The following is a 14,768-nucleotide window of genomic DNA, read 5'->3' on the forward strand; positions in this document are numbered from 1 at the left end:
CGTAGCGGAAGTGGTTGTGCGCGCACCCGCGTCCGGGTGGAACGCTGTCCTGCCGCGCCTGTGCGCAAGAGCTCGCTAGTGCGCCGGCTCGGGGGTGTCTTGCGCCGGTGCCGGCGGCGCGGCAGGCGCGGCCATCGGCGCCCCTGCAAGCGGCAGGATCCCACCCAGCTGCGCCTGCGGTTTGAGCTTGAGCAGCACCGCCCAATCGCGCCGGTTGAAGCTGCACGCCGCGGCGTTTCCCGGACGGCAGGCGGCGGCGTTGATCGGGGTGGCCGAATCCTCCGCTTCCGCTGCGCCGGCGGACGCGGCGGGGATGGCGGCATGTGATGGCGTCGCACCCGATGCCGGTTGTGCCGCGGCGGCTGCCTGCACCGGGCCTGCGTCCGGCGCACTGGCATGCGTGCCGGGAACGCCGGCCATGGCCTGGCCCAGCGTGGCCGGTTCCAGCCGTCCGCTGCGATCCAGCGGCAGCTTGCGCATCACCACCGAATTGAGCACGTTGCCGCCGATCAGGTAAAGGGTGCGGTCCCCGCCGACATTGGCGGCGACCACGATCTCGCAGTGCGAACGGGTCGGCAGCCGGCCTTGCCCGGACAGCGCCGCGCGCAGCCCGGCCGGACCCAGGCCCTCGTCGTCGGCGCGCAGGAAGCACAGCATGTCGCCCGGTGCGGCCTTGCCCGTGAACGGATCCGCGAACAGGTACGGGCTGGTTTCCGGACTGCGCCAGGCGCGGGCGATGTAGTCCAGGTGGCGCGGTGATCCGATGAAACCCGGGAGCGGTGCCCGCCCCATCACCCAGGAAATGAAAGCGGCCGACCAGGGATTGTCGACGAGGAAGGCGCGGCAGTCGTTGTCGACTTCGCGGCCGCCGCCCGGATATATGCAGCTGGCCGCGCCGGCCGTGCCGCCGGCGGCCATCGACGACAGGGTGCCGCTCTCGCGCCAGTACTGCGCCACGCGTTGCCAGGCGGGCGTGACCTCGTCGAAAAGAGGCGCACGCTCGGCTTCGGTCACGCCCAGCGAGGCCAGCCGGCCGTCGGCCTCGATGAAGGGGCGCAGCCACATCCGGTGTTCCTGGCAGGCGGTACGCACGATCGCCGTGGCGGTCGCTTCGACCCCGAAGCGTGGCGGCACGTCGCAGACCTCGACGCCGTTGGCCATCGCGGTTCCCGGCAGCATCAATGCCGCCAGCAGCAGGCAACGGATAGGGCGCATGGGCATGTCCTTTCCCCGGGGTTGGATCGAGCTTAGCCGGCGCCGGTGGATGCGGCGTGCAGGGCGGGTCGGCGTCTCTCCGTCGGATAACGCCAAGGGGGCGGCGTGGGGGACACGACTGCAAGGGCGCGGCGTTGCGTGCGCGCGTTTGCGCGGCGGGGTCGCGGGCCCTGAGCAGGTGCGGGCCGCCCGGCCGATCAGGTCTATCGCGCCGGCGGCGGACCGAGCTTCATCGACAGGTCGATCGCCCGCACGTGCTTGGTGAGCGCGCCGATGGAAATGAAGTCCACGCCATCGGTGGCGATAGCGCGCAGGCCTGCCAGGTCCACGCCGCCGGAGACCTCCAGCGGGATGCGCCCATCGAAGGGTGCGGCCCGGGCGATACGCACGGCTTCGCGGCGATCGGCCGCGGTGAAGTCATCGACCAGGATGCGGTCGCAGCCGGCGGCCAGCGCCTCGCGCAGCTGGTCCAGCGTTTCGACCTCCACGATCAGCGGCAGCGCGGGCTGGGCATCGCGCGCCTTCGCGATGGCCCGGGCAACCGAGCCGGCCACGCGGATGTGGTTCTCTTTCAGCATCACCGCGTCGTACAGGCCGATGCGGTGGTTGGCGCCCCCACCGGTGCGCACCGCGTACTTCTGCGCCTGGCGCAGTCCGGGCAAGGTCTTGCGGGTATCGAGGATCACCGTGCCGGTGCCGCGCACCGCTTCGACGTGGGCAGCGGTGGCGGTGGCGGTACCGGAAAGGGTCTGCAGGAAATTCAGCGCGGTGCGCTCGGCGCTGACCAGCGCACGGCTGCGCCCCTCGAGCAGGGCGAGCACGCTGCCGGCGGCCACGCGCGCACCTTCCTCGATGTTCCATTCGATCCTCACCTGCGGGTCGAGCGCGCGGTGGCAGGCATCGAACCAGGGCCGCCCGGCGATCACCGCATCCTCCTTGCACAGCAGGTAGGCGCGTTCGGGTACGTCCGGCAGCAGGGCGGCGGTGACGTCGCCACTGCCGAGGTCTTCGTCCAGTGCACGCCGCACGTCGGCCTGCACGAGCGCATCCGGTGGCGGCTGGAGCAGCACGCCTGCTCAGGCCGACGGGAAGTCGGCCACCTGCGCGGTGGCCAGTGCTTCTTCGACCAGCAGCACCGGAATGCCGTCGTCGACCCGGTACACCTGCTTGCGGTCACGGGTCACCAGCGCTTCGCGCAGGGGCACGGCTTGGGGGCTGCCGTCGGCGCGCCGGACCTGGCCGGCCGCGATCGCGCGGTTCAGCGCATCCAGTCCGCGCGATTCCAGCAGTGCCAGTGGCTGGCGGGTGTCGGGCGAACACAGCAGGTCGAGCAGCTTGCGGTCCATGGGTCCGGTCGGGTCGCGTGGAAGGCGGCTAGAATACGGCCTTGTCACCGAGGACGGCCATGCCAGCCCAGCCCAACCCGCCAGTGGCGCCCCTGACCACCCCGCTCGTGGGCCTGGTGATGGGCTCGCGTTCCGACTGGGAGACGATGCAGCACGCGGCGCAGAAGCTCGATGCGCTGGGCGTTCCGCACGAAGTGAAAGTGGTCTCCGCGCACCGCACGCCCGACGTCCTGTTCGAGTACGCCGCCAGCGCCCAGGCGCGCGGGCTGCGGGCGATCATCGCCGGTGCCGGTGGCGCGGCACACCTGCCGGGCATGCTCGCGGCCAAGACCGCCGTGCCGGTGCTGGGCGTTCCGGTGCAGAGCAAGGCGTTGAACGGCATGGATTCGCTGCTGTCGATCGTGCAGATGCCCGCCGGCATCCCGGTGGCGACCTTCGCCATCGGCAATGCGGGGGCGGCCAACGCAGGATTGTTCGCGGCCGCAATTCTGGCGAGCGACCATCCGCACATCGCGCAGGCGCTCGATGCGTTCCGCCAGCGCCAGACCGACGACGTCACCGCCAACGACGACCCGCGGCAATGACCACGGTCGGCATCCTCGGAGGCGGGCAGCTGGCCCGCATGCTCGCTCTTTCCGGCGCGCCCCTGGGGCTGCGCTTGCTGGTCATGGATACCGTCGCCGACGCGTGCGCCGGCCAGTTCGCGCCTTTGCTGGTCGGCGACTACCGCGACGAGGTCGCGCTGGCCGAATTCGCCTCCAGGGTCGACGTCGCCACCTTCGATTTCGAGAACGTACCGGCCGAAAGCGCCGAGTGGCTGTCCGCACGCGTGCCGGTGTTCCCCAACCCGCGCGCGCTCGCGGTGGCGCAGGACCGGCTTGCCGAGAAGACGCTGTTCCGCGAGCTGGACATTCCGGTGCCCGAGTTCGCCGCGGTCGCCGACCGGGCGGACCTGGATCGCGCGCTGCAGGCGGTAGGCGTGCCGTGCATCCTCAAGACCCGCCGCCTGGGGTACGACGGCAAGGGCCAGTTCCGGATCCGTTCGCATGCAGATGCCGATGCGGCCTGGGCCGCGCTAGGCGCGCAGGCCGGCGCGGTCGGTTTGATCGTCGAGGCCTTCGTCCCGTTCGAGCGCGAACTGAGCGTGGTCGCGGTGCGAGGCCGCGACGGCGAGTTCCGCACGTGGCCGCTGACCGAGAACTGGCATGTTGACGGGGTGCTGTCGGCCAGCCTGGCGCCGGCGAAGGTCGATGCCGCGCTGGTGCAGACCGCCACCACCTACGCGCGCCGGCTGGCGGAGCGGCTGGACTATGTAGGCGTGTTCGCGCTGGAACTGTTCTGCCGCAACGGCGAGCTGCTGGCCAACGAGCTGGCGCCGCGCGTGCACAACTCCGGCCACTGGACGATCGAGGGTGCCGAAACCTCGCAGTTCCAGAACCACCTGCGCGCCGTGCTGGGCCTGCCGCTGGGGGCGACCGCGATGCGCGGACGCGCCTGCATGCTCAACTGGATCGGGGCGATGCCCGATGCCGCCGCAATCCTGCGGGAACCCGGCGGCCACTGGCACGACTACGGCAAGGAGCCGCGCGACGGGCGCAAGGTCGGGCATGCGACGCTGCGCGCGGACGATCCGCAGGTGCTGGCCGATATCCTGGAGCGGGTCGGGCGTGCGCTCGGCCGGGAAGCGCAGTGCGCACCGCCGGTGGCGGCGTTGCGCGACAGCGGCGCCTGATCGCGCCCGGCAGGGGGCTCGCGCCCTTGGAATAGGTCGCACATCGCGGTTGTGTCCGCTCGCTGCGACGTCCCGGGCCGTTGCGGACGTGGATATGCCAGCAAGGCGGTGCCCCGGTTTGCGGAGGGGCGGGCACCGGCGGGTTCACCGCCACGCCATCAGCGCAGGCGCTTCGCCACCGCGTCCCAGTCCACCACCTTCCAGAACGCCTCCAGGTATTCGGCACGCCGGTTCTGGCGGTCGAGGTAGTAGGCGTGCTCCCACACGTCGCAGGCGAGCAGGGGCGTATCGGCACCCGTCAGCGGGGTCGCCGCGCCGCGCGTGGCGACGATGCCCGGGTTGCCGTCCGCGCGTTGCACCAGCCAGACCCAGCCAGAGCCGAACAGGCCCAGCGCCATCCGGGTGAACTCCTCGCGGAAGCGGGAGACGTCGCCGTACTGGCGCGCCAGCAGTCCGGCCAGGGCGTCCCCCGGCTCGCCGCCGCCGCGCGGCGACAGGCAGGCCCAGTAGAAGCCGTGGTTCCAGGCCTGTGCGGCGTGCTCGGCGAGGCGGCCGCGCGCGCGGCGCACGACCTCCTCCAGCGGCAGCCCGGCCAGTCCGCTGCCTTCGAGCAGGCGGGCGGCTTCCTCGACATGGGCCCGGTGGTGCGCGCCGTGGTGCAGGTCCAGCGTGGCGGCGGAAATGTGCGGCTCCAGCGCATCGCGGGCGTAGGGCAGGGCGGGCAGTTCGATGGCCATGCATCCTCGGGATGGGGTTCGGCGTCGGTGCGGTGGATTACAATTGCGACTTCAGTTTAGCCGACGGCGGGGCCGCTCCCCGGCGTCCAGGAGAGTCGCAATGGCGGTGATGGAGCGCATCCAGGCCGAAGTGGAGAGCCATCCGGTGGTGTTGTTCATGAAGGGCACGCCGGCCTTCCCGATGTGCGGTTTCTCCGCGCGCGCGGTCCAGGCCCTGCAGGCGGCCGGTGCCGAGCAGCTGCACACGATCAACGTGCTCGAGGAGCCGGAAATCCGCGCCAACCTGCCGCGCTATTCCAACTGGCCGACGTTCCCGCAGCTGTTCCTGCACGGCGAGCTGATCGGCGGCTGCGACATCACCCTGGAGCTGCTCGAAGCCGGGGAACTGCAGCGCATGGTCAACGAAGCGCAGTCGCAGTGAGCCTGCTCGAACTGCCTTCCGCCGCGCCGCGACCGCTGGCCGGCCGCGTCATCCTGCTCAGTGGCGCCCATGGCGGCCTCGGTGCCGAGGCGGCGAAGGCCTGCGCGGCCGCAGGCGCGACCCTGGTCCTGCTCGGCCGCCGCCTGCCCAAGCTCAACCGGGTCTATGACGCGGTGGCCCAGTGCGGTCCGGAGCCGGTGCTGTACCCGCTCGACCTGGAGGGCGCGGGACCGGACGACTATGCCGAACTGGTCGACCGCCTGGAGGCCGAACTGGGCCGGCTCGACGGAGTCCTGCATTGCGCCGCGGAATTCCGCGGCCTGACGCCGCTGGAACACCTGGATCCCGCCGCCTTCGCCCGCGCCATCCACGTGAACCTGACGGCGCCGTGGTGGCTGGTCCAGGCCTGCCTGCCGCTGCTGAAGCAGGCGCCGGACGCCTCGGTGGTGCTGGCCGTGGACGATCCTGCCCGCGTGGGCGCGGCCTACTGGGGAGGCTACGGCGTGGCCCAGCACGGCCTGCACGCGCTGGTCGGCATGCTGGCGGCGGAACTGGCCGCAACGCCGGTTCGGGTCGCCGGACTGCAGCCCGGGCCGATGCGCACCCCGCTGCGTGCACGCGCCTACGCAGACGACGTCGGCGAGGACCTGCGCGATCCCGAGGCCTATGCCGGGGCCTGCGTCACCTTGCTGTCGCCGGCCGGCGCCGCCTGGCGCGGCTCGGTATGGGGTGCGTCCGCCGGGAATGCCGGTCAATGACCATCCTGTCCGCGGCGCTGCTGCTGTTCCTGATCCTGGATCCGCTGGGGAACATTCCGGTCTTCCTCAGCGTGCTCAGGCCGCTGCCGCCCAAGCGCCAGCGCATCGTGCTGATCCGCGAGCTGCTCATCGCCCTGGCCGTCCTGATGCTGTTCCTGTGGTGCGGCAAGTACTTCCTGGAGCTGATGCACCTGCGCCAGGAGTCGGTCTCGATCGCCGGCGGCATCGTCCTGTTCCTGATCGGCATCCGCATGATCTTCCCGCGGCCGGAAGGGCTGATGGGCGAGATCCCCGACGGCGAGCCGTTCATCGTCCCGCTCGCCATCCCGCTGGTGGCCGGCCCCTCGGGCATGGCGGCGGTGATGCTGATGGGCAGCAACGAACCGCACCGGCTGGGGGACTGGAGCCTGGCCCTGCTCCTGGCCTGGGGCGGAACAGCGGCGATCCTCATGGCCGCGCCGTATCTCTACCGGCTGCTGGGACGCCGGGCCCTGATCGCGATCGAGCGCCTGATGGGCATGCTCCTGGTCGCCATCTCGGTGCAGATGCTGCTGGACGGCCTGGCCGTCTACCTGGGGTTGCCGGCCACCTGAGTGGCGGGCCGATGCGCGCGGCTGGCGGTTATTTCTTTCGACGCCACGTGGTGCGGCGCAATATTTTTTTCGTCACGTAGTGGTCACATCTGCAACCTAGCATGTTAATCTGGCGTTAACCCCTGTGATGCCTGTCGCAGGGAAGCCAATCCAGCCGCCCTGCCTGGGCACCTCGCCTGAAATGTCACTCCTACCCGAGGCTTCTCATGACTGATACCCGTCGACTCAGGATGTCCAAACTCACCCTGGGTCTGGTCGCCGCGCTTGCCGCCGCTCCCGCCTTCGCCCAGAGCACCTCCGCCGGCGTCGGCGGTCTCGTCACGGACAACGGCGGCCAGCCGGTCACCGGTGCCGAAGTGGTCATCACCCACGTGGAGTCCGGCACGATCAGCCGCGCCACGACGGACGCCAGCGGTCGCTGGACGGCCCGCGGCCTGCGCGTCGGCGGCCCGTACGAGATCACGATCACCAAGCCGGGTGCCGGCACCAAGACCGAAGACAACGTCTTCCTGGCCCTGAACCAGGTGAGCACCGTGAACGCGGCGCTGACCGGCGACGTGACCACCCTCGGCGCCGTGCAGGTCACCGGCGTGTCCGGCGGCTCGGAAGTGTTCAGCGCCACCAAGATGGGCTCGGGCACCAGCGTCGACCAGCGCATCATCGAGGCGTTGCCGTCGATGAACGGCAACATCCAGGACTTCATGCGCCTGGATCCGCGCGTGACCTTCACCGACCGCGCTTCGGGCAGCATGACCGCCGGCGGCCAGAACCCGCGCTTCAACAAGATCACCATCGACGGCGTCTCGGCCAGCGACACCTTCGGCCTGGAAGGCAACAACATGCCGACCATGCGCCAGCCGGTGTCGATGGAGGCCATCGAGGCCATCGACATCAACCTGTCCAACTACGACGTGTCGCTGTCCGGCGCCGCCGGTGCCAGCGTCAACGCGGTCACCAAGTCGGGCACCAACGAATTCCATGGTTCGGTGTACGGCACCTACCGCGACGGCGACTGGTTCGGAGACTACCCGGCGCGCATCGCCGGCAGCAGCGCCGATGTGACCGGCCTGGCCTTCGACGAGTTCTCTGAGGAGTCGACCTGGGGCGTGACCCTGGGCGGCCCGATCGTCAAGGACAAGCTGTTCTTCTTCGCCAACTACGAGAAGTTCAAGCAGAGCGACATCGGCCCGGCCGGCCAGAGCCAGGGCGTCAACCCGCTGGATGCCGGCAGCGTCGATTTCACCGCCGCCGACCTGGCCGAAGTGCAGCGCATCGCCAGCGACGTGTGGGGCTTCGACGCCGGCGGCATGTCCGGCAGCGGCGACACCGAGCTGGAAGAGTACGCGCTGAAGCTGGACTGGAACATCAACGAGGACCACCGCGCCAGCCTGCGCTACAGCAAGCTGGAGCAGAACCGCGTGCGTCCCGACGCGCCGACTGCCAGCCTGATTTCGCTGAGCTCGAACTGGTTCAACCACGCCAAGACCGTGGAGAGCTACGTCGGCCAGCTGTTCAGCGACTGGAGCGACACGTTCTCCACCGAGTTCAAGGTTTCGTACCGCGACTACTCGGCGGTCCGCGTCAGCCCGACCAACGCGCCGACCATCCAGGTCTACTTCGACGACGGCATCGCCGGCAACGGCAACGACGCCCCGATCGGCACCAACAGCAACAGCACCAGCGGCCTGGATGCGATCCGCCTGGGCACCGAGCGCAGCTCGCCGGGCAACACCCTGCTGACCGAGTCCTGGAGCTACTACGGCGCCGGCGTGTGGACCGTGGGCGACCACGACATCAAGTTCGGCGCCGAGTACAGCGAGACCGAGATCTACAACTTCTTCCTGCAGGACTTCTGGGGCAACTACAGCTTCTACGTCCCGCGGGTGAACGGCGTATCCAACTTCGGCAACCTGCTGCGTGGCCAGTACTTCGACTACGACCTGCAGACCAACCCGACTGACCCGAACGCGATCGCGGCCCGTTACACCAACAAGAACACCGGCCTGTTCATCCAGGACACCTGGTACGTCAACAGCAACCTGACCCTGACCGTCGGCCTGCGCGCCGACAAGCCCGACGCCAGCCCGACCCCGCCGTACAACGCGTGCTTCGGCGCGGCCCCGGGCACCGCCAATCCCGCCTGCGGCAGCGGCTACACGGGTGGTTTCGGCCTCGACAACACCAGCACCTACAACGGCGACTTCATCGTCCAGCCTCGTTTCGGCTTCAACTACACCTTCGACAGCGAGCGCCCGATGCAGCTGCGCGGTGGCGTGGGCCTGTTCCAGGGTGATGCGCCGCAGGTGTGGGTCGGCAATGCCTACAGCAGCACGGGCATGAACTACATCTCGTTCCAGAACGGCACCGCCTGGCAGACCGTCCCGTTCAGCGCCGACGGCCTGAACCAGAACGTTCCCCCGGGTGGCTCGGGCGTGCGCAACGTCAACGTGATCAGCGAAGACTTCGAGCTGCCGTCGGTGTGGAAGGCCAACCTGGCCATCGATGTAGAGACCCCGTGGTGGGGCACCGTTGCGTCGGCCGAACTGCTGCTGACCGATGTCAACAACGGCCTGTTCTACCGCAGCCTCAACGTTGGTCCGGGCTACATGGGTCCCGATGGCCGCGTGCTGTACTGGAACCCGAACAGCCCGCGTCCGTTCGGCAACACCTCCGCCGGCGCCACCCCGACCAACGGCGCGCGCTACAACCGCAACGGCTACTTCGGCGACGTCCTCCTGCTGGAGAACACCAACAAGGGCAAGGGCCAGCAGCTGACCCTGTCGCTGGCCAAGCCGTTCAGCACCGACAGCGACTGGTCCTGGACCGTGGGCTACACCTACACCCAGGCCACCGAAGTGGGCGCGCTGACCAGCTCGACCGCCGGCTCCGGCTTCGGTTCGCAGTACGGCTTCAACATCAACGAGCCGAATTCCACCACCGCCCGCTACGAGATCAAGGACCGCTTCACCGGCGCCCTGAACTGGTCGCACAAGTTCTTCGGCGACAACGCCACCCAGGTCGGCCTGTTCTACGAAGGCCGCAGCGGCCGTCCGTACAGCTACATCTTCAACAACGACGCCAACGGCGACAACCGCACGTTCAACGACCTGTTCTACGTGCCGGCCGGCCCTGGCGACGTGCTGTTCGGCAGCATGAACGCGACCACCGGTGCGTTCACTCCGAACGCGGCGATGGAGCAGGCGTTCTGGGCGTGGATGGCGGAGAACCCGCAGCTGCAGCGCTACCGCGGCAGCTACGCGCCGGAGAATGCGTTCAACGCCGGCTGGGTGAATACCTTCGACATCCGCATCAGCCAGGAGCTGCCGGGCTTCTTCGATGGCCACAAGTCGAAGATCTGGCTGGACATCCAGAACGTCGGCAACATGATCAACAAGGACTGGGGCCACATCGTCGACTACGGCTTCAACGCCAACCAGGCCGTCGCGTCGCTGGTGGGCATTTCCAACGGCAAGTACGTCTACGGCTACCGTGGCAACTTCAACGGTTCGCAGCAGTTCGGCCAGACCCCGGCCGAGGGCATCCCGACCAACTCCGACAGCCAGACCAACGGCATTTCGCAGTGGTCGCTGCAGGTGGGCCTGCGCTACGACTTCTGATCCGGAAGTCCGACGCGACGCGTGACCGAAACGGCCGGGGCGACCCGGCCGTTTCCTTTTTCGGGTGCCACGGTGCTTTGCAGCGGCTGCTGGAGTAGAGTCGGCGGCCGGTTTCCCGAGATTCGGCAAGGTTCCATGAACGAAATGGTCGCCACGAGCACGCTGCCCGTGCAGGACGCACGCATCTTCCCGCGCGGCGGGCTCGATGTACTTTCGCGAACCGAGGTGGCGCGCCTGCGCGATGCCTCCAGCGGTGGCATGCACGAGCTGCTGCGCCGCTGCGCGCTGGCGGTGCTGACCAGCGGCAGCGCCAACGATGATCCGCGCGCCGCGCGCGACCTCTATCCGAACTTCGATATCCAGGTCACCCAGCAGGATCGTGGCGTGCGCATCGACCTGGCCAACGCGCCGGCGATGGCCTTCGTCGACGGCGAGATCATCCACGGCGTGGCCGAGCTGCTGTTCGCCACCGTGCGCGACCTGGCCTGGACCGCGATCGAGCTGGGCGAGGACTGCAAGGGCGCCGACCTCGATACTTCGCCGGGAATCACCGACTCGGTGTTCGGCCTGCTGCGCAACGCGCGTATCCTGCAGCCGTCGGATCCGAACCTGGTCGTGTGCTGGGGCGGGCACTCGATCTCGCGCGAGGAGTACATCTACACCAAGCAGGTCGGCTACGAGCTCGGCCTGCGCGGGCTCGACATCTGCACCGGCTGCGGCCCGGGCGCGATGAAGGGGCCGATGAAGGGCGCGACCATCGCCCATGCCAAGCAGCGGCGGGCCCGCACCCGCTACATCGGGATCACCGAGCCGGGCATCATCGCCGCCGAATCGCCGAACCCGATCGTCAACCACCTGGTGATCATGCCGGACATCGAGAAGCGCCTGGAGGCGTTCGTGCGCCTGGGCCACGGCATCCTGGTGTTTCCCGGCGGCGTCGGCACGGCGGAGGAAATCCTGTACCTGCTGGGCATCCTCTTGCGCGAGGAGAACGCGGACCTGCCGTTCCCGCTGATCCTCACCGGTCCCACCATCGCCGCGCCGTACTTCGAACAGATCGACCGGTTCCTGCGCCTGACCCTCGGCGAAGCGGCGACCTCGCGGTACGAGATCGTGGTCGGCGATCCGGCCGCGGTATCGAAGAAGATGGCCGCGGGCATCCGCAAGGTGCGCGAGGCCCGCATCGCGCACAAGGACTCGTTCTACTTCAACTGGGGCATCGACATCCCGCTGGAGTTCCAGCGCCCGTTCGTGCCGACCCACGAGGCGATGGCCGCGCTGGACCTGCACCACGGCCGCCCGCCCTCCGCGCTGGCCGCCGACCTGCGCCGGGCGTTCTCCGGCATCGTGGCCGGCAACGTCAAGGAGGACGGCCTGCGCCGGATCGAGGAGCACGGGCCCTTCGAGATCCACGGCGCCCCGGACATGATGGCGGCGCTGGACGGCCTGCTGCGCGCGTTCGTCGAACAGCGGCGGATGAAGATCGCGGGGGAATACCGGCCCTGTTACCGGGTGGTGGCCTGAGCCTCCGCCAGCGCCGCGGCCAGGGGCGCGATCGCGTGCCCTAGGCAAATGCGATGGCCGTCCCGGAACACGTGGCCGCTGCCTTTGGGTGGTGGCCGTCGTCGGGTTGGGCGGGCAGGGCGGCCCTGGGAGGCGTTCCCCGTCCCTGCGGCCAGATCGACCGTTCATCCCCGGCGCGCTTGCGTCCCCGCGTCGCCGGGCTACGCTGGCCGGCATTACGTTGGGGAACGTCCGCATGTCGTCCGACCGCCAATCCGGTTTCACTCTCGTCGAGCTGATGATCGCCATCGCCGTGCTCGCGGTCCTGCTGGGGCTGGCCTTGCCCAGCTTCCAGGCGAGCATGCGTTCCAACCGGGTTGCCACGACCAGCAATGAAATCCTGGCGTCGCTTTCGCTGGCCCGGACCGAGGCGATCCGCGGCCTGGGTGCCGCGGGCGTCTGCCCGAGCGCCGACGGGCTCAACTGCGTCAGCACCACTGACTGGGCTGGCGGCTGGACGGTGTGGCGGGAGGACCGCGGGGCGGGTGGCGTGGTGCGTACCGTCGTGCGTTACATCCAGCCGAAACAGCGCATGGCGGTCACCGGGCCGGAGGCGGGCGTGCAGTTCACGACTCAAGGTCGATCCGACACCGGGGCCGAGCAGTTCGACGTGGCCCCCTCGGATACGGATACGCCGGCGCGATGCGTGACGGTAAGCACCACGGGACAGAGCCGGGTCAACCAGGGGGGCTGCGCATGAGCCCCCGCACGCGGCGTCTGCGGAAGGTCGGGTCTGGCCGCATGGCCGGTTTCAGCCTGGTCGAAGTGATGGTGGCGGTCCTGATCCTCGGCGTGGGCCTGCTGGGCTTCGCGCTGCTGCAGACCATGAGTGTCCGCTTCACGCAGAGCGCCAACCAGCGCAGCCAGGCGACCAACCTGGCCTACGACATGCTTGACCAGGTCCGGGTCAACCGCCTGGCCGTCGGCCAGTACGTCGGAAACTACACCGGAGCGACCACCGGGTGCGCGCCAGATGGTGAAGTGTCCGCGGCGAAGTTCAGGGACGTCTGGGAGTGCCGCCTGGGAACGGCGCTGGGTGCCGGAGCCACTGCCAACGTCGCCTTCAATGCGGGCGAGGTCACCGTGGCGATCACCTGGGGCGACGAGCGCTGGAACGATGCGGATGGCGACGGCACGGTCAGTGCCGACGAGGGCAACCAGACCTTTACCACGGTGACACGCCTGTGAAATCCCTGGACATGAAGAAAGCTAGCGGCCTGTCCTTGATCGAGCTGATGATCGCGCTGCTGATCGGTGCGATCCTGCTGCTCGGCGTGGTCCAGGTATTCGCGGCGTCGCGCACGGCCTACCAGCTGTCCGAAGGCATGTCGCGGGTGCAGGAGAACGGGCGCTTCGCTCTGGACTATCTGCAGCGCGACATCCGCATGGCAGGCCATTTCGGTTGCGTCAACGACCAGGCCCGCAACCAGGTCCCCGGTGGACTTACATCGCATTTCGCGGCGAATGGCCCCCTCGATTTCGGCTTCTCCGTGCAGGGATACGACGATTCAGATCCGCCGGATGTCGTCCTTTCTCCGGCCCGGATCGACGGTACCGACGCGATCGCACTCAGGTTCCTGAGTGGCAATGGAGCGCCCATCACCACGATCGACCTCGCCGGTCCGTCCGTGGACATCGATCCGGCGAAGTGGTCCGTGTTGACCGAGGGCGGCGTGGCGGCTCCGGCCATGTTCGGTGTTGCCGACTGCGCATTCGCCGACGTGTTCGTGGCCGACAGCACCAGTGCCGCCGCTGGCCGGGTCATCGTGCCCGCAAGTGTCGACCTGGCGCGCTATGGCGCCAGTCCAGCGGGTGGGCCCACGATGCTGTACCGGGCCGAGACGGTCATCTATTACATCGGCCAGGGTGCGGGCGGCCAGCCTTCGTTGTGGCGCGCCCGGGTCAATGCGGACGAATCCCTCACCAGCGAAGAGATGGTCGAGGGCATCGAGAACATGCAGTTCCGGTACGGCATGGATCGTAACGCCGCCGGAGCGCTGCCGAGTGGTTATATCGCCAGCCAGGACACGGCCGACGGGGTGGGTGGCACGACCGATGACTGGCGCCGTGTGGGCCAGGTGCAGGTGGCCCTGCTCGCGGTCAGTCCCAACAGTGCGGCCTCCGTGGCGCCCACCACCACCGAGCAGGACCTGCTGGATGTGAGCGCGACGCTTCCGGCGGACGGGCGCTACCGCAGCGTCTACCAAGGCACGATCGCATTGCGCAATCGCCTCTACGGGAATTGAACGGCATGTCATCCATGAACCGAAACCACCGGCGGCAGGTGCTGCGCATGCGCGGCCCGGCCGCACAACGGGGCGCAGCGCTGTACGTCGCGCTCATGATCCTGATCCTGCTCGCGCTGCTCGGTATCGCCGGCATGCAGGTGGCGAGCCTGCAGGAGCGCATGGCGGCCAACTACCTGGCGGTCAACCAGGCGTTCCAGACGGCGGAGCGCGATGTGCGCCTGCGCGAGTGCTACATCGAAGGCGTGGTCAACCGTGATGGCGCATGCGTCGACGGCGAGGCCACGATCGAGCAGATCTGTGACGACGGATTCGACGCGACCAACTGGGCGGCCGAGATGTCCACCGACGTCCCCCAGGTCAACCGGGTCAGCATCCGCGCGATCGGACCCTGCATCTCCGGCAACTCCAGCCTCGACATGGGCGCTGGTCCGGAGAACGAGGATCCGAACCCGGTCTACCAGGTAACGGTCTACGCCACCAACGAAGCCGCCACCGCGAATGCGGCGGTCGACACCATATTCCGTCCGTGAGGAGCCA

15 protein-coding genes are annotated in these 14,768 nt (G+C 68.9%); 11 read left to right on the forward strand and 4 right to left on the reverse strand.

The window, feature by feature from the left end:
• Positions 1-75 precede the first annotated feature (75 nt).
• The 3 genes from MNQ95_RS11090 to MNQ95_RS11100 all read right to left on the reverse strand — a co-directional run bounded on the left by MNQ95_RS11090 (position 76) and on the right by MNQ95_RS11100 (position 2,561).
• On the reverse strand, positions 76-1,215 hold the full coding sequence (locus MNQ95_RS11090) for a DUF2272 domain-containing protein (protein WP_241952898.1): 1,140 nt from the start codon (positions 1,213-1,215) through the stop codon (positions 76-78).
• 203 nt (positions 1,216-1,418) lie between these two features.
• On the reverse strand, positions 1,419-2,282 hold the full coding sequence (gene nadC, locus MNQ95_RS11095) for a carboxylating nicotinate-nucleotide diphosphorylase (RefSeq protein WP_241954415.1): 864 nt from the start codon (positions 2,280-2,282) through the stop codon (positions 1,419-1,421).
• 9 nt (positions 2,283-2,291) lie between these two features.
• Positions 2,292-2,561 (reverse strand): Trm112 family protein, encoded by a 270-nt coding sequence (locus MNQ95_RS11100; protein WP_241952899.1) that lies wholly within the window; start codon positions 2,559-2,561, stop codon positions 2,292-2,294.
• Positions 2,562-2,620: 59 nt separating this feature from the next.
• Here MNQ95_RS11100 and purE point away from each other — a divergent pair, with 59 nt between their 5' ends.
• Together purE and MNQ95_RS11110 are read left to right on the forward strand one after the other, a co-directional pair.
• On the forward strand, positions 2,621-3,145 hold the full coding sequence (purE, locus tag MNQ95_RS11105) for a 5-(carboxyamino)imidazole ribonucleotide mutase (protein WP_241952900.1): 525 nt from the start codon (positions 2,621-2,623) through the stop codon (positions 3,143-3,145).
• Complete coding sequence (locus MNQ95_RS11110; protein WP_241952901.1) at positions 3,142-4,293, forward strand: 5-(carboxyamino)imidazole ribonucleotide synthase; 1,152 nt, start codon at positions 3,142-3,144, stop codon at positions 4,291-4,293. The genes purE and MNQ95_RS11110 overlap by 4 nt, the downstream gene beginning before the upstream one ends.
• A gap of 158 nt (positions 4,294-4,451) precedes the next feature.
• On the opposite strand, the gene MNQ95_RS11115 is transcribed toward MNQ95_RS11110, so the two are convergent.
• A complete protein-coding gene (locus MNQ95_RS11115; RefSeq protein ID WP_162410161.1) occupies positions 4,452-5,030 on the reverse strand; it encodes a superoxide dismutase in 579 nt (192 codons plus the stop codon).
• Between the two features lie 100 nt (positions 5,031-5,130).
• On the opposite strand from MNQ95_RS11115, the gene grxD reads away from it, so the two are divergent.
• The 9 genes from grxD (at position 5,131) to MNQ95_RS11160 (ending at position 14,761) form a co-directional block, all read left to right on the forward strand.
• Positions 5,131-5,451, forward strand: coding sequence for a Grx4 family monothiol glutaredoxin (gene grxD / locus MNQ95_RS11120; protein WP_162410160.1), 321 nt, complete (start codon positions 5,131-5,133; stop codon positions 5,449-5,451).
• Positions 5,448-6,209: an SDR family NAD(P)-dependent oxidoreductase gene (locus tag MNQ95_RS11125; RefSeq protein WP_241952902.1), complete on the forward strand. Its 762-nt coding sequence runs from the start codon at positions 5,448-5,450 to the stop codon at positions 6,207-6,209. Before grxD ends, MNQ95_RS11125 begins: the two co-directional genes overlap by 4 nt.
• Positions 6,206-6,802 carry a YhgN family NAAT transporter gene (locus MNQ95_RS11130; protein ID WP_241952903.1) on the forward strand — a complete coding sequence of 199 codons (597 nt, stop codon included), beginning with the start codon at positions 6,206-6,208 and terminating at the stop codon, positions 6,800-6,802. Before MNQ95_RS11125 ends, MNQ95_RS11130 begins: the two co-directional genes overlap by 4 nt.
• 230 nt (positions 6,803-7,032) lie before the next feature.
• On the forward strand, positions 7,033-10,419 hold the full coding sequence (locus MNQ95_RS11135) for a TonB-dependent receptor (RefSeq protein WP_241952904.1): 3,387 nt from the start codon (positions 7,033-7,035) through the stop codon (positions 10,417-10,419).
• A gap of 135 nt (positions 10,420-10,554) precedes the next feature.
• Positions 10,555-11,943: a nucleotide 5'-monophosphate nucleosidase PpnN gene (gene ppnN, locus MNQ95_RS11140; RefSeq protein WP_162410157.1), complete on the forward strand. Its 1,389-nt coding sequence runs from the start codon at positions 10,555-10,557 to the stop codon at positions 11,941-11,943.
• 235 nt (positions 11,944-12,178) lie between these two features.
• Complete coding sequence (locus tag MNQ95_RS11145) at positions 12,179-12,682, forward strand: GspH/FimT family pseudopilin (protein WP_241952905.1); 504 nt, start codon at positions 12,179-12,181, stop codon at positions 12,680-12,682.
• A 41-nt stretch (positions 12,683-12,723) separates the two neighbouring features.
• Positions 12,724-13,170 (forward strand): type IV pilus modification protein PilV, encoded by a 447-nt coding sequence (pilV, locus tag MNQ95_RS11150; protein WP_241952906.1) that lies wholly within the window; start codon positions 12,724-12,726, stop codon positions 13,168-13,170.
• A gap of 11 nt (positions 13,171-13,181) precedes the next feature.
• The gene (locus MNQ95_RS11155; RefSeq protein WP_241952907.1) at positions 13,182-14,228 is read left to right on the forward strand and encodes a PilW family protein; all 1,047 of its coding nucleotides are present in this window, start codon (positions 13,182-13,184) and stop codon (positions 14,226-14,228) included.
• Between the two features lie 14 nt (positions 14,229-14,242).
• Positions 14,243-14,761 (forward strand): pilus assembly PilX family protein, encoded by a 519-nt coding sequence (locus tag MNQ95_RS11160; protein WP_241952908.1) that lies wholly within the window; start codon positions 14,243-14,245, stop codon positions 14,759-14,761.
• Positions 14,762-14,768: the final 7 nt, after the last annotated feature.

The organism is Pseudoxanthomonas daejeonensis (assembly GCF_022637495.1).
Lineage (GTDB): Bacteria > Pseudomonadota > Gammaproteobacteria > Xanthomonadales > Xanthomonadaceae > Pseudoxanthomonas > Pseudoxanthomonas daejeonensis.

What these genes read in the sequence shown, in the direction of transcription:
- MNQ95_RS11090 (WP_241952898.1), bottom strand. Translation starts at nt 1,215, where the DNA reads ATGCGCCCTATCCGTTGCCTGCTGCTGGCGGCATTGATGCTGCCGGGA.
- MNQ95_RS11100 (WP_241952899.1), bottom strand. Translation starts at nt 2,561, where the DNA reads ATGGACCGCAAGCTGCTCGACCTGCTGTGTTCGCCCGACACCCGCCAG.
- purE (WP_241952900.1), top strand. Translation starts at nt 2,621, where the DNA reads ATGCCAGCCCAGCCCAACCCGCCAGTGGCGCCCCTGACCACCCCGCTC.
- MNQ95_RS11110 (WP_241952901.1), top strand. Translation starts at nt 3,142, where the DNA reads ATGACCACGGTCGGCATCCTCGGAGGCGGGCAGCTGGCCCGCATGCTC.
- MNQ95_RS11115 (WP_162410161.1), bottom strand. Translation starts at nt 5,030, where the DNA reads ATGGCCATCGAACTGCCCGCCCTGCCCTACGCCCGCGATGCGCTGGAG.
- grxD (WP_162410160.1), top strand. Translation starts at nt 5,131, where the DNA reads ATGGCGGTGATGGAGCGCATCCAGGCCGAAGTGGAGAGCCATCCGGTG.
- MNQ95_RS11130 (WP_241952903.1), top strand. Translation starts at nt 6,206, where the DNA reads ATGACCATCCTGTCCGCGGCGCTGCTGCTGTTCCTGATCCTGGATCCG.
- MNQ95_RS11135 (WP_241952904.1), top strand. Translation starts at nt 7,033, where the DNA reads ATGTCCAAACTCACCCTGGGTCTGGTCGCCGCGCTTGCCGCCGCTCCC.
- ppnN (WP_162410157.1), top strand. Translation starts at nt 10,555, where the DNA reads ATGAACGAAATGGTCGCCACGAGCACGCTGCCCGTGCAGGACGCACGC.
- MNQ95_RS11145 (WP_241952905.1), top strand. Translation starts at nt 12,179, where the DNA reads ATGTCGTCCGACCGCCAATCCGGTTTCACTCTCGTCGAGCTGATGATC.
- pilV (WP_241952906.1), top strand. Translation starts at nt 12,724, where the DNA reads ATGGCCGGTTTCAGCCTGGTCGAAGTGATGGTGGCGGTCCTGATCCTC.
- MNQ95_RS11155 (WP_241952907.1), top strand. Translation starts at nt 13,182, where the DNA reads ATGAAGAAAGCTAGCGGCCTGTCCTTGATCGAGCTGATGATCGCGCTG.
- MNQ95_RS11160 (WP_241952908.1), top strand. Translation starts at nt 14,243, where the DNA reads ATGAACCGAAACCACCGGCGGCAGGTGCTGCGCATGCGCGGCCCGGCC.